The organism is Streptomyces sp. NPDC055400 (assembly GCF_053644375.1).
The window spans coordinates 192,693-218,892 of record NZ_JBSHLM010000010.1; the positions used below are offsets into that span (position 1 = coordinate 192,693).

Sequence of the window (26,200 nt, forward strand, 5' to 3'; positions counted from 1 at the left end):
CTCGCCCGGCTGTTTGAAGGATCTTGTTACGGGGTGAGTTGTTCGATGGCCGAAATGATGAACGCGGAGATGACCACGGCGGAGTCCAGGGAGGCGGCGGACCGGTCCGCCGGTCCCGGCCGGCACCGTGGTGGCGTGTCCTCGCGGGACGAGAACGCGGCGCCGCACGGCCGGCACCGCAAGGTGCAGTCCGAACAGGGCTGAACGGCATGACGGAGGGGCCCGGAACCGCATGGTTCCGGGCCCCTTCGCCATGGGGTCAGGCGTGTTTGAGACCGAGCACCTCGGCCGCGGCGAAGGTCTCGTTCGGCGGCCGGTCCGCGTAGTGCGGGGTGAGCAGCGCGTCCAGCTCCTCGTAACTGAACGCGTCCTTCTCGGTGTCGAACTTGGCGGAGACCTTGGGGCGTTCGACGACGGCGACCATGCCGCCGTGCACGACGAGCAGCTGGCCGTTGACGTTCCCGGCGGCCGGGGACGCGAGGTAGCCGACGAGCGGGGCCACGTGTTCGGGGGCCAGCGGGTCGAGTTCGCCGGCTTCGGGCTCCCCGAAGCCCGCGAAGACGTCCTCGGTCATGCGGGTGCGGGCGCGGGGGCAGATGACGTTGGCGGTGACGCCGTACTTGCCGAGGGCCAGGGCCGAGGAGGTCGTCAGGCCGACGATGCCGCCCTTGGCCGCCGCGTAGTTGGGCTGTCCGGCCGAGCCGGCGAGGAACGCCTCGGACGAGGTGTTGACGATGCGGCCGTAGACCGGCGCGCCCGCCGCCTTGGAGCGTGCGCGCCAGTGGACGGACGCGAAGTGGCTCGTGTTGAAGTGGCCCTTGAGGTGGACGCGGATGACCGAGTCCCACTCGTCCTCGCTCATCGAGAAGATCATGCGGTCGCGCAGGATGCCCGCGTTGTTGACGAGGATGTCGAGCTTTCCGTACGTGTCGACGGCCAACTGGACGAGTGCGCGGGCCTGTTCGTGGTCGGCGACGTCGCCGAGGTGGGCGACGGCCTGCCCGCCCGCGGCCCGGATCTCGGCGGCGACCTCCTCGGCCGGGGTGGCGTCGGCGCCGCCGGAGCCGTCGCGTCCCGGCTGTCCGAAGTCGTTCACGACGACGCTCGCGCCGAGCCCGGCGAGTTCGAGCGCCTCCGCCCGGCCGAGGCCGCGGCCCGCGCCGGTGACGATCGCGGACAGGCCCTGAAGCGGCAGTGACTCTGATGCCATCGGGGATCGGGGTCCTCTCTCAGATTTCGATGCAGGTGCGCAGCGCGGTGCCCGTCCGCATCTGGTCGAGGGCTTCGTTGATCTCGGTGAGCTGCACGCGGTGCGTGATGAGGCTCTCCAGGTCGATGCGGCCGGCCCGCCACAGGGCGATCGCCCGCTCGTAGGAGGTCAGGACGTCGCCGCCGCCGTACATGGACGGCAGGATCTTCTTCTCGTCGAAGAACAGCTCGAACATGTTGAGCTGGAGGAAGTCGTCGAGGGCGCCCGCGCCGACGACGCACAGGGTGCCGCCGCGCCGCGTCGTCTCGTAGGCGGTGCGGGCCGTGGCGGACTTGCCGACGACCTCGAAGACGTAGTCGAAGCCCTCGCCCGCGGTGATGCGCTGCTTGGCGTCGCCGAGGGCGTCGGGTGCGACGGCCTCGGTGGCGCCGAACCTGAGGGCGGCCTCGCGGCGCGACGCGACGGGGTCCACGGCGACGATCTGCGCGGCGCCCTTGAGCCGGGCGCCCTGGATCGCGGAGATGCCGACGCCGCCGCAGCCGATGACCGCGACGGACGAACCGGCCGCCACGTCCGCGGTGTTGATGGCCGCGCCGAGCCCGGTGGTGACGCCGCAGCCGATGAGGGCCGCGATGTCGAAGGGCACGTCGTCGGGGATGGGCACGGCGCAGCCCGCGTCGACGACGACCTCCTCGGTGAAGGTGCCGGTGCCCGCGAAGCCGAAGACGTCACCGCCGGGGCGCTTGAAGTTGGGGGTGCCGGCGTTCATGAACCCGGCGAGGCAGAGCTGGGTCTGGCCTCGTTTGCACGCCGGACAGGCGCCGCAGGCCGGGAGCCAGCACACCAGGACGCGGTCGCCGGGCTTGACGTTCGTGACGCCGTCGCCGACGTCGAGGATCTCGCCCGCGCCCTCGTGGCCGGGGATGAAGGGGGCGGGCTGCGGCAGCACGCCGTTCATCGCGGACACGTCGGAGTGGCACAGGCCGGTGGCCCTGACGCGGATCCTCACCTTGCCGGGGCCGAAGCCCACCGCCTCGACGTCGTCGAGTACCTCGAGTTTGTCCTGGCCTATCTCGTGCAGTACGGCTGCGCGCATGGGGTGCGGCTCCTCTCCCGAAGGGTCCTGACGGAGTCAGGCGTGTTCGACGATGGTGTCGGCGAGTACGGGCGCCTCGTCCCGCTCGACGGCGGTGACCGTGACCTGGATCCGGCCCTCGGAGCGCCACATCCGGATCCGCAGCGTCTCGCCCGGGAAGACGACCCCGGTGAACCGCGTCGCGTAGGACCGCACGCGGGACACGTCGCCGTCGAGGAGCGTGTCGACGACGGCCTTGAGCGTCATTCCGTACGAGCACAGGCCGTGCAGGATGGGCCGGTCGAAGCCGGCGAGCTTGGCGAACTCCGGGTCGGCGTGCAGGGGGTTCCAGTCCCCGGAGAGCCGGTACAGGAGTGCCTGGTCCTCGCGGACGGGGCGGTCGACGGTGCGGTCCGGTTCGCCGGTGGGTGCTTCGAGACGGGTGGTGGGTCCGCGGTCGCCGCCGAAGCCGCCCTCTCCGCGGACGAAGATCTGCGCGTCGCTGGTCCACAGGGGGCCGTCCGCGTCGGCGACCTCGGTGCGCAGCACGAGGATGGCGGCCTTGCCCTTGTCGTAGACGGCGGCGACGCGTGAGGTGGAGGTCGCGCTGCCCTTGACGGGGATGGGGCGGTGCAGTTCGACGCTCTGGCCGCCGTGCAGGACGTGGGCGAGGTTGACCTCGATGCCCGGGGCCGAGAGACCGCCGACGACGCCCATTCCGGCGCCCGCGACGGTGGCGAAGCTGGGCAGGACGTGCAGCCGGGACTCGAGGGTGTAGCGCAGCTCGTCGGGGTCGGTGGCGGGAGTGCCCGCGCCGAGGCCGAGGTGGTAGAGCTGGATGTCCTTGTGGTCCCAGGTGATCTCGGCGGACCGGGGTTCGGCGGCTACGGCCTTTGCGGCGTCGATCGGCATCAGACGAAGGCTCCTTGTGCGGGGAAGACCTCGGTGCGGCCGTCCGCACCGTCGGTCGCACCGAGGTCGTTGCTGGGCCGGAGGAACTCTGGTGGAACGCCACGCGCCCGTTCTAGAACGCGTTCCAGTCCGGCGATCCCATGTATAGCCAAGACCACGGCAGTTGGGAAGACTCCTGACGCCATGTCAGATCCGGTCGGCGGGCGGCCGGGCCGGACGGCCGTGACATTTGTCCTGCCCGGCTCCGTACAACCGGCATCTGCCGCGCCCGGCCCCCGGCCCGTAGCGTCCTTGCCATGACGACGACAGACGGGACACCGGTGGCCGTGTCCTTCACGGGGGCGGTCAAGACATTCGGCGCGGTGCGCGCCGTCGACGGGATCGGTCTGGAGATCCGGCGCGGCGAGACCGTCGCCCTGCTCGGCCGCAACGGCGCGGGCAAGTCCTCCACGATCGCCCTCCTTCTGGGCCTCGACACCCCGGACGAGGGCACGGTCTCGCTCTTCGGCACGACGCCGGAGGAGGCGGTGCGCGCCGGGCAGGTCGGGGCGATGCTCCAGGAGGGCCGGGCGGTCCCCCGGGTCACGGTCCGTGAGCTGGTCTCCTTCGTGGCGGGCCGCTACCCGGCGCCGATGCCCGTCGCCGACGCGCTCGCGCTGGCCGGCATCGAGGAGCTCGCGCAGCGGCGCGTCGACAAGCTGTCCGGCGGCCAGACCCAGCGGGTGCGGTTCGCCGTGGCCCTGGCCGGGAACCCGGCCCTGCTCGTGCTCGACGAGCCGACGGCCGCCCTCGACGTGGAGGCACGGCACGCGTTCTGGGCGTCGATGCGGGCCTACGCGCGGCGCGGCCACACGGTGCTCTTCTCCACGCACTACCTCGAGGAGGCCGACGCGCACGCCGACCGCATCGTGGTCATCGACCACGGCAAGGTCGTCGCGGTCGGCAGCGGCGAGGAGCTGAAGCGGGCCGCGGGCGGCAGCCTCGTCTCGTTCGATCTGGCCGGGCGAGGCACGGAGGACCTGTCGCTGCTGCCGGGCGTGACGGCCGTGGAGGTCCGGGGGGACCGGGCCAGGCTGCGTACGGACGACTCGGACGCGACGGTGATCGCGCTGGCCGGGCTGAACGCGATCCGGGGTCTTGAGGTCGCCCCGGCCTCGCTCGACGACGCGTTCATGGCACTGACGAGCGGTTCGGACGGCCGTCCGGGCAGCGGTACCGACAGCAGTTCGGACAGCGGTTCCGACGACCGTCCCGGCAGCGGTTCCGACACGGATCTGGAGACGGTTCGATGATCGACTACATCAGACTCGAAGTGCGCAGGACCCTGCGCGACACCATGTTCGTGATCTTCGGTGTCGGGATGCCGGTGCTGATGTACCTGCTGTTCACCAACCTCGGTGAGAACGACCCCGAGTGGAGGACGGTCTCCATGGTCGGCATGGCCGCCTACGGCGCGGTGGGCTCGGCCCTCAACACCGGCGGCGGGGTCGCCGAGGACAAGACGATCGGATGGCTGCGGCAGCTGCGGGTCACCCCGATGACGCCACGTCAGGTGGTGGCGGGCCGGGCCCTGACGGGGTCGGTGACGGTGCTGCCGTCGATCGCGGCGGTCCTCCTCGCGGGCGGCCTGGTCAACGGGGTGCGGCTGGACGTGTGGCAGTGGGCCGTCATCGCGCTGCTGCTGTGGCTCGGCTCGATCCCCTTCACCCTGCTCGGACTCGGCAACGGCTACCGGCTGACCGCGCAGACCACGGGTGTCGCGAACATGGTGTGCAACCTGGGACTCTCCGTGCTCGGCGGTCTGTGGTTCCCGGTCGCGCTCTTCCCCGACTGGCTGCGGTCCGTGTCGTCGTACACGCCGACGAACCGGTTCGCGCAGCTCGGCACGGCCGTCGCCGACGGTCACGCGCCGTCCGCCGCCGCTGTCGCGGTGCTCGCAGCCTGGCTGCTGGCCTTCGGTTCGTACGCTGTGGTGTCGTACCGCAGGTCCGCGCGGACCGTCTGAACGGGGAGCCGGGGAACCATGTCCGTCAAGCACCGAGTCACCTGCCGGATGTTCGAGCTGCGGGACGCCCGCCGGGAGTGGAAGGCGGACCGGGACGTCTGGAAGGCACAGTGGCGGGCCCGGGACAAGGACGCGAAGAACAGCGGGGCGCCGGAGGGCGGGCCCATGGGTCCGCCGCCGAACGGATTCGCGCTGCTGCCCTGGCTCCTGATGGGTCTCGGCGCCTTCTCGAACCTCCTCCAGGGCAAGACGGCCAATCCCTGGATCGGCGGCATCGGCCTGTTCCTCTTCAACAGCCTGTACGTCTCGGTCGTGTTCCAGGCATTCGACAAGAGGCGGCGCGAGGCCCGCTACACGCTCCTGGCGCTGATCGCGATGGGCCTGCTCACGTGCGGGCTCGCGATCACCTACGGCGGCAGCTGGCTGATGTTCTTCCCGCTGCTCGGCCTGGCGACGGGCGCGGTCGTGCGGGGCCGCCGACTCGGCCAGGTCGGCCTCGGCCTGAGCGCGCTCGCCGGGACCATCGGAGGTCTCAAGGAGGGCTGGGACGCGCTCAACATCGCGTACGGCACGTTCCTGTCCACGATGGTGACCGCCGCGATCCTCTCCCTGGCCGAGGCGGTACGTGAACTGCGCGCCGCCCGCGAGGAGTTGGCGCACCGCGCGGTGGAGCAGGAGCGGCTGCGCTTCTCCCGCGATCTGCACGACCTGCTCGGGCACACGCTCTCCGTGATCGTGGTGAAGTCGGAGGCGGCCCGCCGGCTCGCGCACCGCGACCTCGACGCGGCGCTCACGCAGGTGTCCGACATCGAGTCCGTCGGCCGGCAGGCGCTGACCGAGATCCGCGAGGCCGTCACCGGCTACCGCGAGGGCAGTCTCACCACCGAACTCGACCGGGCCCGCTCGGCGCTCATGGCGGCCGGGATCGAGCCCGTCGTGCGCCAGTCCGGCCCGCCGCTCGCCGCGCAGACGGAGGCGCTGCTCGGCTGGGTGGTGCGGGAGGCGGTCACGAACGCGGTGCGCCACAGCGGGGCGGCGCGCTGCGAGATCTCCGTCGAAGGCACCCCGGAGCGCGTGCGGCTCAGGGTCCACGACAACGGGCGCGGCGCCGCCGCCGAGCCTGCGGAGCCGGGCATCGGCGGCACGGGCCTGCGGGGCCTGGCCGAGCGGCTCGGCGCCGCGGGCGGCTCCCTGGAGGCGGGTCCGGCCGCGCGCGGCTTCACGGTGACGGCACAGCTCCCGGTCCTGTCGGACAGCCCGGAGGCGGACGCGATGCTGGAGCCGGAACGCGCCGGGTGACGGCGTGCGGGGCGCTCTACTCTGGGCCCGTGAACGAGATGCCCCGGGATCACCGGCCCGCGAAGTCCGTACGAGTACTCCTCGCCGAGGACCAGGGCATGATGCGGGGCGCTCTCGCGCTGCTGCTCGGCCTGGAGGAGGACATCGAGGTCGTCGCGCAGGTCGCGACGGGTGACGCGATCGTCGACAGGGCGCTTCAGACGCGGCCCGATGTAGCACTGCTCGACATCGAACTGCCGGGCCGCAGCGGCCTGGACGCGGCGGCGGACCTGCGCGAGGAGTGCCCGGACTGCCGGGTCCTGATCCTGACGACGTTCGGCAGGCCGGGCTATCTGCGCCGGGCGATGGAGGCGGGCGCGGCCGGATTCCTGGTCAAGGACGGTCCGGTGGAGGATCTCGCGGAGGCCGTCCGGCGGGTACTGCGCGGCGAGACGGTCATCGACCCGGCGCTCGCGGCGGCCGCGCTGAGCGCGGGCCCGAACCCGCTGACGGCCCGCGAGTGCGACGTCCTGAAGGCGTCGGTGGACGGTGCGACGGTCTCCGACATCGCGGGCACACTGCATCTGTCGGAGTCGACGGTGCGCAACTACCTGTCCTCGGCCATCGGCAAGACAGGGACCCGTAACCGCATGGAGGCGTTGCGGGAGGCGCGTCAGCAGGGGTGGCTGTGACGGCCTTCGGCCTTCTCAGCTCGCGGGCTGCCGGGCCTGCTTCGGGCGCGGCATCCACGTCACCAGCAGGACCACCGCCACCAGGAGGATGCCCGCACCCCACCGGAACGCGGCCGCGTACCCGTTGGTGAGGTCCTCGGGCCCGGTTCCCCCGGCGGAGTGGCCGGCCGCCACGGTGGACAGGATCGCGAGGCCCAGCGAACCGCCCAGCGTCCGCGAGGTGTTGACGAGCCCGGACACCAGACCGGCGTCCCCTGGAGCGGCGCCCGAGGTGGCGAGCGAGGCCAGGGGCGTCATCGCGAGTCCGGCGCCCGCCATCATCACCATGCCCGGCAGCATGATCCCGGTGACGTAACTGCCGTGCGGGCCCATCGTCGACTGCCAGGTGAACCCGGCGGCCGTGACGAGGACGCCGGACACGGCGACGGCCCGTGCGCCGGCGCGGCGCATCAGGCGCGGGGCGATCTTGGATCCGGCGACGACGGCGAGCGAGCTGGGCACGAGGGCGAGGCCGGCCTCGACCGGCGTGTAGCCGAGGACGTTCTGCGCGTACAGGGTCATGAAGAACCACATCGCGAAGCTGCCCATGCCGCACACGAACATCGCCGCGTTGGCCGCCGCGACCGCACGGACCCGGAACAGGCCGAGCGGCATCAGCGGCAGCCGCGTGCGCGCCTCGACGGCCAGGAACGTCACGATCAGCGCCAGGGCCACGCCGAGCGGCACCAGGGTCGCGGCGGCGCCCCAGCCCTCGGCCTCGGTCTGCACGACCCCGTACGCGAGGGTCGCGGTGCCCGCCGTGACGAGGACGGCGCCCGGCAGGTCGAGGCGCCGCTCGCCGCCGGCCTTCGACTCCTGGATCCAGCGGGCGGCGGCCGTGAGCACCAGGGCGCCCAGGGGGACGTTGATCAGCAGCACCCAGCGCCAGTCGAGGCTCTCGGTGAGCACACCGCCGACGAGGCCGCCGGCCGCGCCGCCGCCCGCCCCGACGGCGGTCCAGGTCGCGATGGCCCGGGCGCGGGCGGCGCCCTCGGGGACTGCGGACGTCAGGATGGTGAGCGTCGACGGCGCGAGGACCGCGGCGCCGAGTCCCTGGACGGCGCGGGCGGCGAGCAGCTGCCAGCCCTCCTGGGCGAGGCCGCCCGCGAGGGAGGCGAGCGTGAAGAGCCCGAGCCCCACGAGGAACATCCGCTTGCGCCCGAACAGGTCGCCGGCCCGCCCGCCGAGCAGCATGAACCCGGCGAACGCGATCGAGTAGGCGTTGACCACCCATTGCAGCCCGGTGGCGCTGAGCCCCAGGTCCGCGCGCATGGACGGCAGGGCGACGTTGACGACGGAGACGTCGAGGACGACGAGGAACTGTCCGGCGCAGGCGGCCGCCACGATGAGCCAGGTGGGCGGGGCGGCCTTGCGGGATATCGCGATGTCGGCAGGGGCTTCAAGCATGAGTGTCATGGTCTCAGCCCGCCGTCGGTCCGTACATCAGGATTTCGGCGCACCCCGTACTGGTCCCCTGGGACTACGACGGGACTAGGACCTGCGCAGCATGGTCACGACGGCGGCGCCGCCCAGGCCGATGTTGTGGGCGAGCCCCACACGGGCGTCCGTGACCTGGCGCGCACCGGCCTCGCCCCTCAGCTGCCAGGTCAGTTCGGCCGCCTGCGCGATGCCGGTCGCGCCGAGCGGGTGGCCCTTGGAGATGAGGCCGCCCGACGGGTTCACGACCCAGCGTCCGCCGTACGTCGTCGCACCCTCCTCGACGAGCTTGCCGGAGGCTCCCGGCGCGCACATCCCGAGCGCCTCGTAGGTGAGCAGTTCGTTGACGGAGAAGCAGTCGTGCAGCTCGATCACGTCGACGTCCTCGATGCCGAGCCCGGAGTCCTCGTAGACGCGGGTGGCCGCGGCGCGTGACATGGGCCGGCCGACCACGTCGATGCAGGAGCCGGAGGCGAAGGACTCCCCCGTGTCGGTCGTCATGGCCTGCGCGGCGATCTCCACGGCCCTGTCGCGCAGGTCGTGGAGTTCGACGAACCGCTCCGACACGACGACGGCCGCCGCCGCGCCGTCCGAGGTGGGTGAGCACTGGAGCTTGGTGAGCGGCGCGTGGATGGTCTTCGCGGCGAGGATCTCGTCGACGGTGTACGGGTCCTGGAACTGGGCGTACGGGTTGTTCACGGAGTGCCGGTGGTTCTTGGCCCCGACGGCGGCGAGCTGGGCCTCGGTCGTGCCGTACTTCTCCATGTGCTCGCGGGCCGCGTCGCCGAAGATCTGGGCGGTGGGCGGGGACATCTCGAAGCCGTGCTTCGCGGCCATGATGCCGTAGTGCCGGGCGACGGGAGAGGTCTTGAAGTCGCCGCCGTCCGCGCCTCCGCCGAGCGCCCCGCGCTGCATCTTCTCGAAGCCGAGTGCCAGGACGCAGTCGTTGAGGCCGCCCTCGACGAACTGGCGGGCGAGCATCAGCGCGCTCGACCCCGTCGCGCAGTTGTTGTTGACGTTGTAGACGGGGACGCCGGTCAGGCCGAGTTCGTAGACCGCGCGCTGCCCGGCGGTCGAGGCCTGGAAGCAGTAGCCGACGGGGACCTGCTCCACGTCCTCGTAAGAGATTCCGGCGTCGTCGAGGGCCTTGGTCCCGGCCTCTTTCGCCATGTCCCAGTACTGCCAGTCGCGGCTCTCGGGCTTCTCGAACCTGGTCATCCCGACGCCGACTATGTACGCCTTGCCCATGGAAACGGCCTCCTGCCAGTATCTGACGAGTCGTCAGATACTGGCAGGAGCGGGCTGCGGAGGGAAGGCCCTTCCGAAGCGGCTTCCAAAGGGGCTTCTAGCGGAAGGCCGCGTGGCCCGTGAGCGCCTGGCCGAGCGCCAGCGTGTGCATCTCGGTCGTGCCCTCGTACGTGAGCACGGACTCAAGGTTGTTGGCGTGGCGGATCACCGGGTACTCCAGCGAGATGCCGTTGGCGCCGAGGATCGTGCGGGCGGTGCGGCAGATCTCGATGGCCTCGCGGACGTTGTTCAGCTTGCCGAAGCTGATCTGCGCCGGGTGGACGCCGGCGGGCGAGTCCTTCAGGTCGGCCAGGCGCAGCGCTGTCAGCGTCGCCTTGTGGAGTTCGAGCGCCATGTCCACGAGCTTCTGCTGTGTGAGCTGGAACGCGGCGATCGGCTTGCCGAACTGCTCGCGCTGGCCCGCGTAGTCGGCGGCCGCCCGCCAGGCCGAGCGCGCGGCGCCGGTGACGCCCCACACGATGCCGTAGCGCGCCTCGTTCAGGCAGGTCAGCGGCGCGCCCACGCCGCGCGCCTCGGGCAGCAGGGCGGACGCGGGCAGGCGTACGCCGTCGAGGACCAGCTCGCTGGTCACGCTCGCCCGCAGCGACATCTTGTGCTTGATCAGCGGCGCCGAGAAGCCGGGCGTCTCGGTGGGCACGACGAAGCCGCGCACCCCGTCCTCGGTCTGCGCCCACACGACGGCGACGGCGGCGACCGAGCCGTTCGTGATCCACATCTTGCGGCCGTCGAGGATCCAGTCGTCGCCGTCACGCCGCGCCCGGGTCGTCATGGACGACGGGTCGGAGCCGTGGTCGGGCTCGGTCAGGCCGAAGCAGCCGATGGCCTCGCCCGCCGCCATGCGCGGCAGCCACTCCTGCTTCTGCTCCTCGGAGCCGAAGCGGTGGATCGCGAACATGGCCAGGGACCCCTGCACGGACACGAAGGAGCGCAGGCCCGAGTCCGTCGCCTCCAGCTCGCGGCATGCGATGCCGTACGCGCGGGCGGACATGCCCGCGCACCCGTAGCCCTCCAGGTGCATGCCGAGCAGGCCCATCTCGCCGAATTCGCGGGCGAGTTCGCGCAGGGCGGGCAGCTCCCCGCTCTCGAACCACTCGGCGATGTGCGGCTCGACCTTGTCGTCGAGGTACTGGCGGACCGTGTCGCGCACGGCCCGCTCCTCGTCGGTGAGGAGCGCCTCGAGGTTCAGCGGGTCGACGGGGTCGAGGGCGGCGAACGGCATGATCAGGCTCCTTGAGGGTGGTCGAGCAGGCGGTCGATGGCGGACTCGTCGTAGCCGAGTTCGGTGAGTATGTCCCGGCTGTGCAGGCCGAGGGTGGGCGGGGCGGTGCGCACCGCCGGGCGCTCGCCGCGGAAGGTGACGGGGAAGGCGACCTGCTGGAGCGGTCCCACGTCGGGGTGGTCGACCTTCTGGACCATGCCGAGCGCCTCGGTCTGCGGGCAGTCGTAGACCTCGTCGAGGGTGCGGATGGGCGCGACGGGGACGCCGCGCGGCTTCAGCAGGGCGCACCAGTTGGCCACGGTGTCGTCGACGAGGACGGACTCCAGCTTGGCGTTGAGGGCCGTGCGGTGCGTGACGCGGGCCCGGTTGGTGGCGAAGCGCGGGTCGTCGGCCCACTCCGGGTGGCCGAGCGCCTCGCTCAGCCTGCGGAAGAGGCCGTCGCTGCCGACGGCGATCACGAAGTGCCCGTCGGACGCCGGGTAGGCCTGGTACGGGACGAGGCTCGGGTGGCCGGAGCCGAGGCGGGTGGGGCGCGCCCCGGTGGCGAAGTAGCCGGTCGCCCAGTTGATGTGCAGGGCGAGCTGGGACTCGTACAGGGAGGTCGTGACGTACTGGCCGTGGCCCGTGCGCTCACGTTCGACGAGTGCCGCGTTGACGCCGATGAGGCCGAATAGGGCGGCGCCGAGGTCGCCCATCGCGTAACCGGCCTTGACGGGCGGCCCGTCGGGTTCGCCGGTCAGGGACATCAGGCCGGCCGACGCCTGGGCCACCATGTCGTAACCGGGCTCGTCGCGCAGCGGGCCCGTGTCGCCGAACGCGGAGATGTGGAGGATGACCAGCCGCGGGTAGCGCTCGCTGAGTTCGCGGTAGTCGAAGACGCGGGCGAGCGAGCTGCCGGGGCGGAAGTTCTCCACCATCACGTCCGCGTCGGCGAGCATGCGGTGGACGGCCTCCTGTCCCCCGGGGGACTTGAGGTCGAGGGTGACGGAGCGCTTGTTGCGGTTGGCGGCCAGGTAGTAGGTCGCGTCGGGGCCGTTGAAGGGCGGGCCCCAGGCGCGCGTCGGGTCGCCGCCGTCGGGGTGCTCGACCTTGATGACGTCGGCGCCGAGGTCGGCGAGCGACATGGTGACGTAGGGCCCGGCGAGGATCTTGGACAGGTCCACGACCTTCGTTCCGGCCAGCGGGGCGGCGGGGCGGGGCTGCTCAGGCATGTGCGGCGGGCTCCTTCACAGTGTTCTCCTTCGCCGGGGTCTTCCGTGCCGTGCCGGGCGCGACCTGTCCACCCTCGGCCAGTTCGGCCAGGTGGTCCAGTGCGGCGCGGGGCGGGGTGTCCGGGTCGTCGAGGAGCGCGGTGCAGGTGCGGGCGACGAGGAGGGCGCGGCCGTTGCCGGTGGTCTCCGCCTCGTGGGCGGCCTGGTCGTACAGGAGCGTCTCCATGACGGCGCGCGTGAGCTCGTCGGCGTACCGGCCGATCCTCATCTCCTGCTCGTCGGCGGGGAGTTCGAGGAGCGCGTCGCCCTTCTTGCGGAGCAGTTCCCAGCGCTCCCGCGTCTCGGCGCGGTCGCCGTAGGTGTCGGCGAGGGTGCGGTGGGCATCCTGGCGGCGCATGCAGCGCAGGACGTCGAGCGCGATGACGTTCGAGGAGCCCTCCCAGATGGAGCCGAGGTGGGCGTCGCGCACCAGCCGCGGGTTGACCCAGTCCTCGATGTAGCCGTTGCCGCCGCGGATCTCCATGGCCTCGCCGGTGACGGTGCGGGCGCGCTTGCACAGGGTGTGCTTGGCGAGCGGGGTGAGGACGCGGACGAGCGCGCGGGCTCCGGCCTCCCCGTCATCGGCTGCCGTCAGCCGGGCCGCCGCCTCCAGGACGAGCGCCAGCGCGCCCTCCGCGTCGATGATCATCGGCAGCAGCGTGGTGCGCATCAGGGGCTGCTCGAAGAGCGGCTTGCCGAAGACGTGGCGTTCGCGGGTGTGGTCGACGGACTCGCGGACGGCGCGGCGCATCAGGGCGGTGGCGCGCATGGCGTTGGACAGGCGGGAGACGTTGAGCATCTCGGCCATCTGCCGGAAGCCGTTGGCGAGTCGGCCGACGGGCGTCGCGTACGCCTCTTCGAGGGTGACCTCGCCGCTCGCGATGGACTTCGAGCCGAGCTTGTCCTTGAGGCGGTCGATGCGGATCGCGTTGCGGGTGCCGTCGGGGCGCAGCCGCGGGACGAGGAACATGCCGAGGCCGCGGGTGCCCTCGCCCTGTCCGGGGACGCGGGCGAGGGTGAGGATCACGTCGGCGCCGGGGTTGGACGCGAACCACTTCTTGCCGGTCAGCGTCCAGTGCGCGCCCTGGTCGGTGGCCACGGTCTCCGTCAGGCCGACGTCGGTGCCGCCCTGCCGCTCCGTCATGAACATCGCGCCGGTGGCCCGCAGTTCGGGGTCGGTCGAAGCGAGGGCGGCGATCTCGTCCGCGTACCGCTCGGGGTCGAACAGGCGCAGGATGCGGGCGGCCGAGTCCGTCATCGACAGGGGGCACGCCATGCCGAACTCGGACTGCACGTACAGATAGGACAGGGCGTACTTGACGGTGTGCGGGACCTTGGACGGCCAGCCGTGGACGCCGGGGCGGTGCGACATCGCGGCGAGCCCGAACTCCTCGTAGGCGATGGCGGCGGCGCGGTCGTGGGCGGGGTGGTACTCGATCTCGTCGACGCGTTCGCCGCCGGGCGCGTACTGGACCAGGCGGGGCGGGTTGGCGTCGGCGAGCGCGGCCTGCCGGTCGAGGGCGCCGGCCGCGAGCGCGCCGAGTCCTTTCAGGAGCGGTTCGACGCGCGCCCGGTCGTCGGCGGACAGGACACGGTCGAGAAAGGGGCGCAGCGCGGGGTCGCGGTCGGCGTAGTTCATCGGGGGATCACTCCGGGTCAGGCGTGGGAGGCGGTGCGGGTGGTGACGGCGGCCGGCTCCGGCGCGGCGGCGGTACGGGCGAGCAGCGGCAGGACACCGAGGAGGGTCACGAGGGTGTAGCCGAGGCCGAGCGCGACGACGGGCCAGATGGAGCCGGTGGCGTTCAGGAGGTACTGGGAGACGATCGGCGCGGTCCCGGCGAACAGCGTCGTGCAGAGCTGGTACGACAGGGACATGCCGGTGTAGCGGACCTCGACGGGGAAGACCCGGGCGAGGATGCCGGCGAGCGCCGCGTAGTACATGGCGTGCGGGAAGGTGGCGAGGCCCATGCCGAGGACGGCCAGCCAGAAGTTGCCGGTCCCGACGAGGACGAACATCAGCGGCAGCACGACGAACTCGGGCAGCAGCATCCACAACACGGCTTTGCGTACGGGCCACTTGCTCGCGAGGACCGCGCCGAAGGGCTGCACGACGACCTGGACGACCAGCGCGAGCGAGATGACGGTCAGGAACGTCGTGCGGTCGAAGCCGAGGTCGGAGGTGGCCCAGGACAGGGCGAACGTCGTCTTGACGTACGTGATCGCGACCCCGGCCGTGCCGGCGAGCACACCGAGCAGGACCAGCATCGGCGAGCGGGTCAGGACGTCCTTGATGGGCAGCTTGGACGTCTGCTTGCGCTCCAGGGCCGCGGCCATCTCGGGGGTCTCGGCGAGCCGCAGGCGGATGAACAGGCCGACGGCGACGAGTACGGCGGAGAAGAGGAACGGGACGCGCCAGCCCCAGGACTCGAAGGCGGCGTCCGGGAGCTGGGCGATGCCGAGGAAGGCGAGCGTGGCGAGGAGGTTGCCGACCGGCGAGCCCTGCTGGGCGAACGCCCCGTACAGGAGCTTGCGCCTGGGCGGGGCGTACTCGGTGGCGATGAGGACGGCGCCGCCCCACTCCCCGCCCATCGCGACGCCCTGGATCATGCGCAGCAGGACGAGGAGGACGGGCGCGGCGGCGCCGATCTGGGCGTAGCCCGGGAGCAGGCCGACGCAGAAGGTGGCGGCGCCCATCATGGTGAGCGTGGTGACGAGGGCCTTCTTGCGGCCGTAGCGGTCGCCGAAGTGGCCGAAGATCAGGCCGCCGAGCGGGCGGGCCAGGAAGCCGACCCAGAAGGTGGCGAAGGCGGCGAGGGTGCCTACGGCCGGCGAGGCCTCGACGAAGAAGATCTTGCCGAGGACCAGAGCGGACGCGGAACCGTAGATGTAGAAGTCGAACCACTCGATGGTGGTGCCTACGAAGGCGGTGACACCGGCGCGGCGGGCATCACGGGCCTGTGGTGCGCTGACCCCGGGGACTGGGGCGTCGTGCGACATGACGAGCGTCCTCTCGTAGCGGCATCCCGCTGGGAGGGGACGGGCCGGAGGGGGCGGGGCCACCGAGCGGCCGGTGCCCGTCCACGCTCCACGCCCGGCGCACATCGCTCCGTCGCGAGACGTGGATCACTCTGCACCCGCTCATTAGGATGTGTCCAAGACCAATACCGGCCTCCGGTCAGACGCCATCCGTCAAAATATGGGGCTCATCCGCGGGCGTCGGGCGCGTCCGGGGGCGTCGGCAGGACTTCCTCCGCCAGGCGCAGGACCGCCTGGAGGGGGGCCGAGCGGTTTCCGGTGCGCCAGCCGAGGGCGATGGGGAGCACCGGCACGTCGTCCCCGGCCAGCGGCCTGAACACGACGTGTTCCAGATGGATGGCGCGCGCGGACGCCACGACGACGGCGAGCCCGACACCCGCGCCGACGAGGGCGAGCATGTTGTACGAGTCCGGCGCCTCCTGCGCGATCCGGGGCGCGAACCCGGCCTCGTGGCAGGCCTGCACCATGGCCTCCCGCACGGCCGATCCGCGGGCGACGGGGAACGTCACGAACGGCTCGTGCGCCAGCTCGGCGAAGTGGACCTCGTCCTGCCGGGCCAGCGGATGACTGTCGGGCAGCGCGAGCACGAGCCGCTCCATCCGCACGACGCGCGCGGTGATCCCGCGCCGCACCGGGAGCGCCACGAACCCCACGTCGAGGGACCCGTCTGCGAGCCTGCCGAGCGCCTCGCCGGTATAGGTCTGGCCCTCCAACACCAGCTCGATACCCGGGAGTTCGGACGTGACGGCGCGGGTGAGCAGCGGCAGCGCGGAGTAGCTGCTGGCCCCGGCGAACCCGACGGTGACCCGCCCCACCTCCCCGAGGTGCGCGGCCTGCACGGTCCTGCGCACCGCCGACGCCTCGGCGAGCAGATGCCGGGCGGGCCCGAGCAGCGCGTGCCCGGCCGCGGTGAGCCGCACGGTCCGGGTGGTCCGGTCGAACAGCTTGACGCCCAGATCCCGCTCGAGCAGCTTGATCTGCTGGCTGAGCGGCGACTGCGCGATGTGCAGCCGCTCGGCGGCCCGCCCGAAGTGCAGTTCCTCGGCGACGGCGACGAATCCTGAGAGGTGTCTGAGCTCCACGCGGCGACGATACGGCCCAGGGGCGGCCCGGACGCCGGCGAGCCCGGACCCGCGCGAGCCCGGGCCTCAGTCCCGGGGCAGCCCCAGGATCCGTTCCGCCACGACGTTCAGCTGTACCTGCGTCGTGCCGCCGGCGATCGTCAGGCAGCGCGACATCAGGAACCCGTGCAGCGCCCGCTCCCCCGCTCCCTCCCTCAGGGCGCCCTCGGGACCGAGCAGCTCCAGGGCGAGTTCGGCGACCTTCTGCTGGTGCGGCGTCTGCACGAGCTTCCGTACGGACGCCCCCGGGCCCGGCTCCGCGCCGGCCACCTGCCGCATCGTCGTGCGCAGCCCTATGCAGGCCAGGGCGTGCGCCTCCGTGGCGAGCGCGCCGATCCGCGCCCGGTACGCGCCGTCGAGCGTTCCGGCGCGGGCGATCAGCGCCTCCAGGCCCGTGTCGAAGGTCAACTGGTCGGCCATGTGGACCCGTTCGTTGCCGAGCGTGTTCCGGGCGACGCGCCACCCGTCGTCCACCTGCCCCACCACGGCGTCCTCGGGGAGCAGCACGTCGTCGAAGTACACCTCGTTGAAGAGCGAGTCCCCGGTGATCTCCTTCAGGGGCCGTACGTCGATGCCCTCGGTCCGCTTCATGTCGACGACGAAGTAGGTGAGGCCCTTGTGCTTGGGGGCGTCCGGGTCGGTGCGGGCGAGCAGGATCCCGTGGTCGGCCCACTGGGCGGCGCTCGTCCACACCTTCTGCCCGTTGACGCGCCAGCGCCCGTCCTCGGTGCGCTCGGCCTTCGTCCGCAGCGAGGCCAGGTCGGAGCCGGCGCCGGGTTCGGAGAACAGCTGGCACCACATGACCTCGCCCAGGAGGGTGGGCAGGAGGTAGCGGTCCCGCTGCTCCTCGGTGCCGTAGGCGAGGAGCGAGGGGACGACCCAGGTCCCGATGCCGAGGTCGCTGACGCGGACGCCCGCGGCGTCGAGTTCCTGCTGTACGGCGAGCTGCTGGACGGGGCCCGCGCCGAGGCCGTACGGCTCGGGCAGGTGCGGCGCCGCGTAACCGGTGGGTGCGAGGGCGCGGCGGGCGGCGGCCGGGTCGAGGCCGGACATCCCCTCGACGGCCTCGCGGGCCCGCGCCCGGAACGCCTCCGCCTCCGCGGGCAGTTCGAGGCGCAGCTCGCGCCGCGCCCCGCCTTCCGCGAGCCGCACCGCCCGCAGCCGGTGCGCGTCCCCCGCGCCGAGCAGCTGCCGCGCGACGACGGCCCGCCGCAGATAGAGATGCGCGTCGTGCTCCCAGGTGAACCCGATCCCGCCGAGGATCTGCACACAGTCCTTGGCACAGGAGTACGCGGCATCGAGCGCGGCCCCCGCGGCGAGAGCGACGACCAGCTCACGCGCCGCGCCCCCGTCCGATGCCTGAACTCCCTCGCCCGCCGCCCGCGCCGCGTCCCACACCAGCGCCCGCGCCTGCTCGACCCGGACCAGCATGTCCGCGCACAGGTGCTTGACGCCCTGGAACTGCCCGATCGGCCGGCCGAACTGCTCCCGGACCTTCGCGTACTCGGCAGCCGTGTGCAGCGCCCACGCCGCGACGCCGCACGCGTCGGCCGCGAGGACGACGGAGGACAGGTCGCGCACGGTGGCCGTGTCGGCGGCGAGGATCCGGGCGGCCGGCACCAGGGCGCCCCGGGCGGTGATCTCCGCGGTGGGGCGCGTGGGGTCGGCGCTCTCGTGGACGCGGCTGCTGAGTCCGGCGGTGTCCGCGTCGACGGCGGCCCATACGGTCCCGGTCGCGGACTCGGCGGCCAGGAGGAGCAGGTCGGCGTCGCCCCCGGACAGGACGGGCGGCGCCACCCCGTCGAGGACGAGCCCGTCGGACACGGTGACGGCGGTCAGCGTTCCCGTACCGAGGGCGGCGGCGCCGATGCGGTCGCCGGACGCGAGGGACGCGGCGAGGCCGGCGGCGCCCGCGTGGCGCAGGACCAGTGAGGCGGCGGCGTTGGCCGCGAAGGGGCCGGGCAGCGCGGCCCGCCCCGCCTCTTCGAGGACGACCGCGAGGTCGACGAGGTCGCCGCCCCCGCCCCCGTATTCCTCGGGCAGATGGAGGCCGAGCAGCCCCTGTCCGGCGAGTCCGTCCCAGTGGGCGGGGCGGCCCGCGGAGGCCGCGGGGGCGTCGAGCAGTTTGCGCACTTCCTCGGGCGGTACGGCGCGCGCGAGCCAGCCGCGCACGGCGTCCGACAGCTCCTCTTGCTCCTGCGTGATCGCGATGCCCATGCGGCGCACGGTAGAACACGTTCCAATCTGACGGAAGGTCAGATAGCGAGGGAGGCATGTAATCAAAAGGTAAAGACCTTCAAGACTTGCCCTTGTACGACGCCCGTCGGAATAGTCGCCCCAGGTAACGGGTTCAAGTTGCACGTACCCGACGCGCGAAACCCGCCGCCCGCGCGACGCCTGAACTCTCTGCCTCCGGAGGCACTACGTAATGACGCAGACGACCCAACAGCCGACCGCGCAACGCGGAATACGCGGAGTCGTCCCCGTACTCGCCTTCGCCGGTATCACCGTCGCGGTGATGCAGACGCTTCTCGTACCGGTCATCAAGGACCTCCCGGTCCTGCTCGGCACGGCCCCCTCCAACGCGACCTGGGTCATGACGTCGACCCTCCTCGCGGGCGCCGTCTCCACTCCGATCATGGGCCGCCTCGGCGACCTCTACGGCAAGCGCCGGATGCTCCTCACAAGCCTCGCGATCATGGTCGTCGGCTCGCTCGTCGCGGGCTTCACCAGCGATCTCCTCGTGATGATCGTGGGCCGCGCGCTCCAGGGCTTCGCCATGGGCGCGATCCCGCTCGGCATCGGCCTGATGCGTGACGAGCTGCCGCGCGAGAAGCTCGGGTCCGCGATGGCCCTGATGAGCTCCTCCATCGGCGTCGGCGGCGGACTCGCGCTCCCGCTGGCGGCCCTCGTGGCCCAGCACGCCGACTGGCACGCCCTCTTCTTCGGTGCGGCGGGCCTCGGCGTCGTCGCGATCCTGCTCACCCTGATCTTCGTCCCGGAGAGCTCCGTCAAGGCCGAGGGCAGCTTCGACGCCTTCGGCGCGCTCGGCCTGTCGGCCGGACTCGTCCTCTTCCTGCTGCCGATCACCAAGGGCAGCGACTGGGGCTGGACCGACCCCATGACGCTCGGCCTGTTCGGCGCGGCCCTCGTCGTGCTCGTGCTGTGGGGCGTGATGGAGCTGAAGCTCAAGGCCCCGCTCGTCGACCTGCGCACCACCGCGCGGCGCGAGGTGCTCCTCACCAACCTTGCCTCGATCATGGTCGGTGTCGCGTTCTACGCGATCTCGCTCGTCCTGCCGCAACTCCTCCAGCTGCCGGAGGCCACCGGCTACGGACTCGGCCGGTCGATGGTCGTCGCGGGTCTGTGCGTGGCGCCGCTCGGCCTCACGATGATGTTCACGGCCCCCGTGTACGCCCGCCTGTCGGCGAAGTACGGCCCGAAGACCACCCTGATCCTCGGCATGCTGATCATCGCGATCGGCTACGGCGCCGGCCTCGGCCTGATGAGCGCCGCCTGGCAGACCATCGTCATCTCGGTGGTCGTGGGCGCCGGCATCGGACTCGCCTACTCCTCGCTGCCCGCCCTGATCATCGGCGCCGTGGACGCGTCCGAGACGGGCGCGGCCAACGGTCTCAACACCCTGATGCGGTCCATCGGCACCTCGGTGTCGAGCGCCGTGATCGGCATGGTCCTCGCCAACACGGCACACCACGCCGGCGGCGTCGCCGTGCCCACCATGCACGGCTTCCGCGTCTCGTTCCTGATCGCCACCGCCGCGGTCGCCGTGGGCGTCCTGCTCGCGGTCTTCCTGCCGAAGCAGCGGCAGGCGACCAAGCCGCAGCTGCGCGCCAGCAGCGAGGAGGACGCCGCGCTGGAGCGCGCCGAGGAGGTCGAGTGGGGGTCCCCCCTGCTCGAGCGAAGCCGAGAGCTTGGGGGATTCCGCGGCCAGGTGCTCGACGCGGCGGGCCTGCCCGTCTCCCGGGCCAAGGTCACGCTCATCGACCGGCGCGGCCGCCAGGCGGGCGCCGCGCTGACCGACCACACGGGCCGTTACGCCCTGGAGGTCCCGGCCGGCGGCTCGTACGTGCTGGCCGCCACCGCCGCCGGGCACGCGCCGCGGGCCTCCGCGGCGACGCACCACGGCGAGGACCGGCCGGTCGACGTCGACCTGGCCCTCGAGCTCATCGCGCCGGAGAGTCGAACCGCGGCTCGCAGCTGAGCAGTTCGGAGACATCGGAGCCGACCGGCAGCTCCTTCGGGGACGCGTCGCGGGTGAAGAGGCGGGCAGCACGCTCGCCCCGAACCGCGGCGCGTTCGCCGTTCACCCGCAGCCAGGACCCCTCGCGCAGGCCGAGCACCGGCACGTCGTTCTCCTCCAGGAACTCGGTGAGGCGCTCCTCGCGGGTCTCGCCCTTGTGGGTGGAGGCCGGATCCGGGTCCAGGTAGTGCGGGTTGATCTGGAACGGGACGAGGCCGAGCGCCACGAACGACGGGGGCTGCACGATGGGCATGTCGTTGCTCGTACGCAGGCTGGGTGCCGCCATGTTCGTGCCGGCGCTCGCGCCCATGTAGGGCAGGCCGCCGCCGACCGCCTTGATCAGGGCGTCGCGCAGGCCGGTGCGGTAGAGCGCGCTCAGCAGGCGGAAGGAGTTGCCGCCTCCGATGAACACGGCGTCGGCCGCGGCGAGTTCGGCCACCGGGTCGCCGCCCTCATGGACGCCGCGCACACTGATCCCGGCACCTTCGAGCGCGCCGCGCACCCGGTCCGTGTACGTGTCGTGGTCCGCGAGGGCGTACGGCACGAAGGCGAGCCGGGCCTTCGGGGGCAGGAACCCGGTGACGGTGTCCAGGGCGTGGGCGAGGTAACCGCGGCCGTACTGGGTGGAGTTGGAGAGCAGCAGCAGGTTCAAGGGGTGACTCCTCGGGGGGCGGTTCGGTAAAGCGGTTCAGGACTGGGTGGCGCGCGGCTTGCGCGTGCGCTGCGGCGGGTGGGTGAGCCGCTTCTCCAGGAGGCTCGCCGCCTTGCGCAGGGCGTCGAGCCGGCCCTCGGGCCCGTCGGCGAAGCGCTCCTTGGCGCCGCCGAGGCTGAGGCTGCCGTAAGGCTCGCGGCCCAGGAAGACCGGCACGGCGACCGTCGCGATCCCGGCGTCGTACTCGCCGACCGTCCAGGCGTGCCCCTGGGCACGCACCTGCACCAACTCCCGCTCCAGCTCGTCGGGGTCGGTGACCGTACGGTCGGTGAAGCGGGCCATGGGGCGGCCGCGGAAGAGGCGGTGGCGCTGCTCGTCAGGCAGGAACGCGTAGAACGACTTGCTCGTGGCTCCGGCGTGCGCCGGGTACAGCTCGCCGACGAGCGGGTAGTAGCGCAGCGGCCCCGACTCGCCCTCGACGGCCGCGACGCAGCGCATGTGGAAGCTGTCCGGCAGGCAGAACAGGACGGTGTCGCCGGTCGCCCTGCCCAGCTCTTCCAGGACGGGCGCGGCGAGCAGTTCGAGCGAGCCCGAGCGCTCCCACATCCGGCCGAGCCGCAGGACGGCGGGGCCCATCCGGTAGCGGCGGGTCGCCGGGTCGGAGACCAGGAAGCCGCGTCCGGCGAGCGTGGACAGGAGCCGCTGCGCCACCGAGGTGTCCCAGCCGAACTCCGCCGCGATCTCGGTCACGCCCCAGTCGGGCCGCGACCGCTCGAAGGCGAGCAGCACGAGCAGGGCCCGGTCGACCGTCTGCAGCGCGCCGGTAGGCGTCCGCCGGTCCAGCGGGATCTCAGTCATCGCCACACCTCTCAGATCTGCGCATCTCACCATTCAGACCTGAATTGCAGATAACGGGAAACAGTTGCCGACAACGCTAACCGATCCCGACTCTGCTGTCAGCACCACCCGACCTGGAGTGAGTGTCGGGAGCGAGAGAGGCCGCCCATGCTGAAGTACGTCCTTGACATCGTCGATCTTCTCGACGATCCGAACGCCAGCGGCAAACGAGCCGTGGAGTACCTCGACACGCTCGCGGGCCCCGAAGGCTCCGGCGCCGAGGTCACCACCGTCACCGGCGAGCGCGGCTCGACCGACTTCGTGCTGGTACGCATCCCGGGCCGCACGGGACGTACGAGCGGCGGCCCGTCCCGCACGCTCGGCGTCGTCGGCCGGCTCGGCGGCGTCGGCGCCCGGCCCGAGATGACGGGCCTGGTCTCCGACGCGGACGGCGCCGCCGCCGCGCTCGCCACCGCGGCCAAGCTGCTCGACATGCGCCGCAAGGGCGACGCGCTGCCCGGCGACGTCATCGTCGCCACGCACATCTGCCCGGACGCGCCCACCGCGCCGCACGACCCGGTCCCCTTCATGGACTCCCCGGTCGACATCGCCACGATGAACCGGCACGAGGTCACCGGCGAGATGGAGGCCGTGCTCTCCATCGACACCACCAAGGGCAACCGGATCATCAACCACAAGGGTCTGGCCCTGTCCCCCACCGTCAAGGAGGGGTGGGTCCTGCGGGTGAGCGAGAAGCTCGGCGAGCTGCTCGCGGTCGTCACGGGTGAGCCCTTGGTCACATATCCGGTGACTACCCAGGACATCACGCCGTACGGTAACGGGGCACATCACATCAATTCGATTCTCCAGCCGGCCACGGCGACCCCCGCTCCGGTCGTCGGCCTCGCGGTCACCTCGGCCGCCGCGGTCCCCGGCTGCCAGACCGGTGCGAGCCATGAGACCGACATCGCCTCCGCCGCACGCTTCGCCGTCGAGACGGCCAAGGCGTACGGCGGCGGCCGCCTCGACTTCCACGACCAGGTGGAGTTCGACAACCTCGTGAGCCGCTACGGCTCCCTGTCCCACCTTCAGACGCTCGGCCGTGAGAGCCGTGAGCCCCGGGAGTCCTCATGACCGCCACCACAGCAGAGAAGCCGGGCAAGAACCTGGGCAGCGACGACTACTCGCTCTCCCGCGTCCCGCGCGACCAGCGCCTCGGCTTCTGGACGATGCTGCTCCAGTGGCTCGCCCAGTCGGGATCCGTCTCGCAGTTCACGCTGGGCGCCACCATCGGCGTCGGCATGACCTTCGGGAACGCGTTCCTCGCCTTCACGCTCGGCGCGGTCATCCTCGAAGTGGTGATCTTCGCGATCGGCCTGGCCGGTATGCGCGAAGGGCTCGCGACCCCGATGCTCACCCGCTGGATCGGCTTCGGGCGCAACGGCTCCGCGCTGGTCAGCTTCGTCATCGCGGTCAGCCTCGTCGGCTGGTTCGGCGTGCAGAACACGATCTTCGGCAACAGCGTGTCGGCCCTGATCGGCGGCCCCGCATGGATGTGGTGCGTTGCCGCCGGCCTCGCCATCACGGTCCTGGTCATCTTCGGCTTCCGCTACATGGCTCTCTTCGCGAAGATCGTCACGCCGCTGTTCTTCGCCCTGGTCGCCTGGTCGGTCACGAACGCCCTGATGGACCACTCCATCGGCGACCTGATCAGCTCGCCGGCGCCCGGGAAGACGATCCCGCTCGCCGTCGCGGCCACCGCCATCGCGGGCGGCTACATGACCGGCGCGATCGTCTCCCCCGAGATGACCCGCTACAACCGCAAGGGCTCGCACGTCTTCCTGCAGAGCGCCTCGTCGATGATCCTCTCCGAGTACATCGTCGGCCTCACCGGCGTGCTGCTCGGCCACCTGGTGAAGTCCAGCGAGGTGTCGCACATCGTGCTCTCCACCTCGGGCGCCTTCGGTGTGATCGTGATCCTGATGGGCACCGCGAAGATCAACGACTGGAACCTGTACGGCTCCTCGCTCGGCGTCGTCAACTTCTTCCAGGTCGTCTTCGGCAAGCGCCTGCACCGCGGCGCGGTCACCATCGCGCTCGGCTGCGCGGGCACCCTGCTCTCGGCCGTCGGGATCATGACCCACTTCACCGAGTTCCTGTCCGTGCTCGGCGTCGCCATCCCGCCCATCGGCGGCATCGTCGTGGCCGAGTACTGGGTCGTGCGGCGCATGCGCAAGCCGCTCGACGAGACCCGCGGGAGCGAGACGCTGCCCACCTCGTCGCCGACCTGGGTGCCGATGTCGATCGTGATCTGGATCGCCGCGTTCTGCGTCGGCAAGTACGTGACGGTCGGCATCCCGGCGCTCAACTCGCTGGCCACCGCCTTCCTCCTGTACTCCGTCCTCGGTCTGCTCGGCCTGGTGCGGCCGTACGGCACCTCCACCCTGGACGACGAGGACACCACCGTCCCCGCCGCCTCCGAAGCGACCCCTGTGGGAGCGGCATGAACACCCCTGAGATGCCCGCTGTGACCCCCGCGTCCGAGGAGGCCCAGGCCGAGGTCGTCGGGCTGTGCGCGGAGCTGATCCGCTTCGACACCTCCAACCCGACGAGCGACGAGCGCGCCTGCGCCGACTGGGTCGTGGCCCGCCTCGCCGAGGCCGGCATCGACTCGGTCCTCGTCGAGAGCGCGCCGGGCCGGGCGAACGTCATCGCCCGTATCCCCGGCGCGGAGAGCACCCGCGGCGCCCTTCTCGTGCACGGCCACCTCGACGTCGTGCCCGCGGACGCCGCCGAGTGGCAGGTGCCGCCCTTCTCCGGCGAGATCCGCGACGGCTACCTGTGGGGCCGCGGCGCGATCGACATGAAGGACACGGTGGCCGTGATGCTGGCCACCGCCCGGCACTTCGCCCGCACCGGCACCCGGCCCTCGCGGGAGATCGTCCTGGCCTTCCTCGCCGACGAGGAGGCGGGCGGCAAGTTCGGCGCGCACTGGCTGGTCGAACACCACCCTGAGCTCTTCGCGGGCGTCACCGAGGCGATCGGCGAGGGCGGCGGATTCTCGTACGCGATCGGCGGCACCCAGCGCCTCTACCCCATCGAGAACGCCCAGCGCGGCATGGCCTGGATGGAGCTCACGGCGACGGGCCGGGCCGGTCACGGCTCGTCCCCCAACGACGAGAACGCGGTCACCGACCTCGCCGAGTCCCTCACCCGCATCGGCCGTCACACGTTCCCGATCCGTCTCATCGAGCCGGTACGGGCGCTGCTGGCCGAGGCCGCCGAGCTCAAGGGCGTGAAGCTCGACTTCGAGGCCGAGGACCTCGACGCCGAGCTCGCCGAGCTGGGCCCGGTCGCCGACTTCATGCAGGTGGTGCTCCGCAACTCCGCGAACCCCACCATGTTCTCGGCCGGCTACCAGACGAACGTCATCCCCGGTAAGGCCACCGCCCGCGTCGACGGCCGCTTCCTGCCCGGCCATGAGCAGGAACTCATCGACACCATCGACGAGTTGCTCCTCCCGTCCGTGCGCCGCGAGTGGGTCAACCACGACATCGCCATGGAGACGACGTTCGACGGCCCGCTCGTCGACGCCATGTGCGCGGCCGTGCGCACCGAGGACCCGGACGGCCACCCGGTCCCGTACTGCAACCCGGGCGGCACCGACGCCAAGGCCTTCACCAAGCTGGACATCCGCTGCTTCGGCTTCAAGGGCCTCAAGCTGCCGCACGACCTGGACTACGGCCGCCTCTTCCACGGCGTGGACGAGCGCGTCCCGCTGGAGGGCCTGCGGTTCGGCGTCCGCGTCATGACCCGCCTCTGGCAGAGCTGCTGACACCCCCGGCTCTGCCACTCCCCCCGTACGCCC

The 26,200-nt window shown here is 71.9% G+C and carries 22 protein-coding genes; 9 read left to right on the top strand and 13 right to left on the bottom strand.

The features are described from left to right. Positions 1–45: 45 nt before the first annotated feature. Complete coding sequence (locus ACWIGU_RS26340) at positions 46–204, top strand: hypothetical protein (protein ID WP_326776016.1); 159 nt, start codon at positions 46–48, stop codon at positions 202–204. Positions 205–259: 55 nt separating this feature from the next. On the opposite strand, the gene ACWIGU_RS26345 is transcribed toward ACWIGU_RS26340, so the two are convergent. From ACWIGU_RS26345 to ACWIGU_RS26355, 3 genes are read right to left on the bottom strand one after another with little or no spacing between them, the layout of a single operon-like run. Beyond that, positions 260–1,210, bottom strand: a complete 951-nt coding sequence (locus ACWIGU_RS26345; protein WP_454404163.1) for a 3-oxoacyl-ACP reductase — start codon at positions 1,208–1,210, stop codon at positions 260–262. A gap of 19 nt (positions 1,211–1,229) precedes the next feature. Next, the gene (locus ACWIGU_RS26350) at positions 1,230–2,306 is read right to left on the bottom strand and encodes a Zn-dependent alcohol dehydrogenase (protein WP_454404164.1); all 1,077 of its coding nucleotides are present in this window, start codon (positions 2,304–2,306) and stop codon (positions 1,230–1,232) included. 36 nt (positions 2,307–2,342) lie between these two features. Beyond that, positions 2,343–3,197, bottom strand: coding sequence for a MaoC/PaaZ C-terminal domain-containing protein (locus tag ACWIGU_RS26355; protein ID WP_454404165.1), 855 nt, complete (start codon positions 3,195–3,197; stop codon positions 2,343–2,345). Between the two features lie 296 nt (positions 3,198–3,493). Here ACWIGU_RS26355 and ACWIGU_RS26360 point away from each other — a divergent pair, with 296 nt between their 5' ends. Genes ACWIGU_RS26360 through ACWIGU_RS26375 form a run of 4 tightly spaced genes read left to right on the top strand, consistent with a single transcriptional unit; the run spans position 3,494 to position 7,172 of the window. Then, complete coding sequence (locus tag ACWIGU_RS26360) at positions 3,494–4,489, top strand: ATP-binding cassette domain-containing protein (protein ID WP_454404166.1); 996 nt, start codon at positions 3,494–3,496, stop codon at positions 4,487–4,489. Next, positions 4,486–5,202, top strand: a complete 717-nt coding sequence (locus ACWIGU_RS26365; RefSeq protein WP_454404167.1) for an ABC transporter permease — start codon at positions 4,486–4,488, stop codon at positions 5,200–5,202. The genes ACWIGU_RS26360 and ACWIGU_RS26365 overlap by 4 nt, the downstream gene beginning before the upstream one ends. A gap of 18 nt (positions 5,203–5,220) precedes the next feature. After that, positions 5,221–6,501 (top strand): sensor histidine kinase, encoded by a 1,281-nt coding sequence (locus ACWIGU_RS26370; protein ID WP_454404168.1) that lies wholly within the window; start codon positions 5,221–5,223, stop codon positions 6,499–6,501. A 38-nt stretch (positions 6,502–6,539) separates the two neighbouring features. Then, entirely contained in the window at positions 6,540–7,172 is a 633-nt protein-coding gene (locus ACWIGU_RS26375; protein ID WP_454404326.1) for a response regulator, read from the top strand. A 15-nt stretch (positions 7,173–7,187) separates the two neighbouring features. Here the strand turns inward: ACWIGU_RS26375 and ACWIGU_RS26380 are convergent, their stop codons facing one another. The 8 genes from ACWIGU_RS26380 to ACWIGU_RS26415 all read right to left on the bottom strand — a co-directional run bounded on the left by ACWIGU_RS26380 (position 7,188) and on the right by ACWIGU_RS26415 (position 18,799). Further along, positions 7,188–8,618, bottom strand: coding sequence for an MFS transporter (locus ACWIGU_RS26380; RefSeq protein WP_454404169.1), 1,431 nt, complete (start codon positions 8,616–8,618; stop codon positions 7,188–7,190). A gap of 84 nt (positions 8,619–8,702) precedes the next feature. After that, positions 8,703–9,896: a lipid-transfer protein gene (locus tag ACWIGU_RS26385; protein ID WP_454404170.1), complete on the bottom strand. Its 1,194-nt coding sequence runs from the start codon at positions 9,894–9,896 to the stop codon at positions 8,703–8,705. Between the two features lie 97 nt (positions 9,897–9,993). Next, positions 9,994–11,175: an acyl-CoA dehydrogenase family protein gene (locus ACWIGU_RS26390; protein WP_454404171.1), complete on the bottom strand. Its 1,182-nt coding sequence runs from the start codon at positions 11,173–11,175 to the stop codon at positions 9,994–9,996. Positions 11,176–11,177: 2 nt separating this feature from the next. Further along, a complete protein-coding gene (locus tag ACWIGU_RS26395; RefSeq protein ID WP_454404172.1) occupies positions 11,178–12,386 on the bottom strand; it encodes a CaiB/BaiF CoA transferase family protein in 1,209 nt (402 codons plus the stop codon). Further along, entirely contained in the window at positions 12,379–14,064 is a 1,686-nt protein-coding gene (locus tag ACWIGU_RS26400) for an acyl-CoA dehydrogenase family protein (protein WP_454404173.1), read from the bottom strand. Before ACWIGU_RS26400 ends, ACWIGU_RS26395 begins: the two co-directional genes overlap by 8 nt. Before the next feature lie 17 nt (positions 14,065–14,081). Beyond that, positions 14,082–15,422, bottom strand: a complete 1,341-nt coding sequence (locus ACWIGU_RS26405; RefSeq protein ID WP_454404174.1) for an MFS transporter — start codon at positions 15,420–15,422, stop codon at positions 14,082–14,084. A 206-nt stretch (positions 15,423–15,628) separates the two neighbouring features. Beyond that, positions 15,629–16,543 (bottom strand): LysR family transcriptional regulator, encoded by a 915-nt coding sequence (locus ACWIGU_RS26410; RefSeq protein ID WP_454404175.1) that lies wholly within the window; start codon positions 16,541–16,543, stop codon positions 15,629–15,631. 66 nt (positions 16,544–16,609) lie between these two features. Further along, a complete protein-coding gene (locus ACWIGU_RS26415; protein WP_454404176.1) occupies positions 16,610–18,799 on the bottom strand; it encodes an acyl-CoA dehydrogenase in 2,190 nt (729 codons plus the stop codon). A 211-nt stretch (positions 18,800–19,010) separates the two neighbouring features. Here ACWIGU_RS26415 and ACWIGU_RS26420 point away from each other — a divergent pair, with 211 nt between their 5' ends. Beyond that, positions 19,011–20,804 (top strand): MFS transporter, encoded by a 1,794-nt coding sequence (locus ACWIGU_RS26420; RefSeq protein ID WP_454404177.1) that lies wholly within the window; start codon positions 19,011–19,013, stop codon positions 20,802–20,804. Here the strand turns inward: ACWIGU_RS26420 and pepE are convergent. Together pepE and ACWIGU_RS26430 are read right to left on the bottom strand one after the other, a co-directional pair. Beyond that, positions 20,767–21,495 (bottom strand): dipeptidase PepE, encoded by a 729-nt coding sequence (gene pepE, locus ACWIGU_RS26425; RefSeq protein WP_454404178.1) that lies wholly within the window; start codon positions 21,493–21,495, stop codon positions 20,767–20,769. The two genes, ACWIGU_RS26420 and pepE, sit on opposite strands and share 38 nt — an antisense overlap. Before the next feature lie 36 nt (positions 21,496–21,531). Next, on the bottom strand, positions 21,532–22,353 hold the full coding sequence (locus ACWIGU_RS26430) for an IclR family transcriptional regulator (protein WP_454404179.1): 822 nt from the start codon (positions 22,351–22,353) through the stop codon (positions 21,532–21,534). Between the two features lie 147 nt (positions 22,354–22,500). On the opposite strand from ACWIGU_RS26430, the gene ACWIGU_RS26435 reads away from it, so the two are divergent. Genes ACWIGU_RS26435 through ACWIGU_RS26445 form a run of 3 tightly spaced genes read left to right on the top strand, consistent with a single transcriptional unit; the run spans position 22,501 to position 26,167 of the window. After that, complete coding sequence (locus tag ACWIGU_RS26435) at positions 22,501–23,466, top strand: DUF1177 domain-containing protein (RefSeq protein ID WP_454404180.1); 966 nt, start codon at positions 22,501–22,503, stop codon at positions 23,464–23,466. Further along, positions 23,463–24,839: a cytosine permease gene (locus ACWIGU_RS26440; protein ID WP_454404181.1), complete on the top strand. Its 1,377-nt coding sequence runs from the start codon at positions 23,463–23,465 to the stop codon at positions 24,837–24,839. The genes ACWIGU_RS26435 and ACWIGU_RS26440 overlap by 4 nt, the downstream gene beginning before the upstream one ends. Then, positions 24,836–26,167 carry a M20/M25/M40 family metallo-hydrolase gene (locus ACWIGU_RS26445; protein WP_454404182.1) on the top strand — a complete coding sequence of 444 codons (1,332 nt, stop codon included), beginning with the start codon at positions 24,836–24,838 and terminating at the stop codon, positions 26,165–26,167. Before ACWIGU_RS26440 ends, ACWIGU_RS26445 begins: the two co-directional genes overlap by 4 nt. Positions 26,168–26,200 lie beyond the last annotated feature (33 nt).

Bases quoted from the DNA above. Each gene is read 5' to 3' on its own strand.
- ACWIGU_RS26340 (WP_326776016.1), top strand. From the start codon at position 46: ATGGCCGAAATGATGAACGCGGAGATGACCACGGCGGAGTCCAGGGAG.
- ACWIGU_RS26345 (WP_454404163.1), bottom strand. From the start codon at position 1,210: ATGGCATCAGAGTCACTGCCGCTTCAGGGCCTGTCCGCGATCGTCACC.
- ACWIGU_RS26350 (WP_454404164.1), bottom strand. From the start codon at position 2,306: ATGCGCGCAGCCGTACTGCACGAGATAGGCCAGGACAAACTCGAGGTA.
- ACWIGU_RS26355 (WP_454404165.1), bottom strand. From the start codon at position 3,197: ATGCCGATCGACGCCGCAAAGGCCGTAGCCGCCGAACCCCGGTCCGCC.
- ACWIGU_RS26360 (WP_454404166.1), top strand. From the start codon at position 3,494: ATGACGACGACAGACGGGACACCGGTGGCCGTGTCCTTCACGGGGGCG.
- ACWIGU_RS26365 (WP_454404167.1), top strand. From the start codon at position 4,486: ATGATCGACTACATCAGACTCGAAGTGCGCAGGACCCTGCGCGACACC.
- ACWIGU_RS26370 (WP_454404168.1), top strand. From the start codon at position 5,221: ATGTCCGTCAAGCACCGAGTCACCTGCCGGATGTTCGAGCTGCGGGAC.
- ACWIGU_RS26375 (WP_454404326.1), top strand. From the start codon at position 6,540: ATGCCCCGGGATCACCGGCCCGCGAAGTCCGTACGAGTACTCCTCGCC.
- ACWIGU_RS26380 (WP_454404169.1), bottom strand. From the start codon at position 8,618: ATGCTTGAAGCCCCTGCCGACATCGCGATATCCCGCAAGGCCGCCCCG.
- ACWIGU_RS26385 (WP_454404170.1), bottom strand. From the start codon at position 9,896: ATGGGCAAGGCGTACATAGTCGGCGTCGGGATGACCAGGTTCGAGAAG.
- ACWIGU_RS26390 (WP_454404171.1), bottom strand. From the start codon at position 11,175: ATGCCGTTCGCCGCCCTCGACCCCGTCGACCCGCTGAACCTCGAGGCG.
- ACWIGU_RS26395 (WP_454404172.1), bottom strand. From the start codon at position 12,386: ATGCCTGAGCAGCCCCGCCCCGCCGCCCCGCTGGCCGGAACGAAGGTC.
- ACWIGU_RS26400 (WP_454404173.1), bottom strand. From the start codon at position 14,064: ATGAACTACGCCGACCGCGACCCCGCGCTGCGCCCCTTTCTCGACCGT.
- ACWIGU_RS26405 (WP_454404174.1), bottom strand. From the start codon at position 15,422: ATGTCGCACGACGCCCCAGTCCCCGGGGTCAGCGCACCACAGGCCCGT.
- ACWIGU_RS26415 (WP_454404176.1), bottom strand. From the start codon at position 18,799: ATGGGCATCGCGATCACGCAGGAGCAAGAGGAGCTGTCGGACGCCGTG.
- ACWIGU_RS26420 (WP_454404177.1), top strand. From the start codon at position 19,011: ATGACGCAGACGACCCAACAGCCGACCGCGCAACGCGGAATACGCGGA.
- ACWIGU_RS26430 (WP_454404179.1), bottom strand. From the start codon at position 22,353: ATGACTGAGATCCCGCTGGACCGGCGGACGCCTACCGGCGCGCTGCAG.
- ACWIGU_RS26435 (WP_454404180.1), top strand. From the start codon at position 22,501: ATGCTGAAGTACGTCCTTGACATCGTCGATCTTCTCGACGATCCGAAC.
- ACWIGU_RS26440 (WP_454404181.1), top strand. From the start codon at position 23,463: ATGACCGCCACCACAGCAGAGAAGCCGGGCAAGAACCTGGGCAGCGAC.
- ACWIGU_RS26445 (WP_454404182.1), top strand. From the start codon at position 24,836: ATGAACACCCCTGAGATGCCCGCTGTGACCCCCGCGTCCGAGGAGGCC.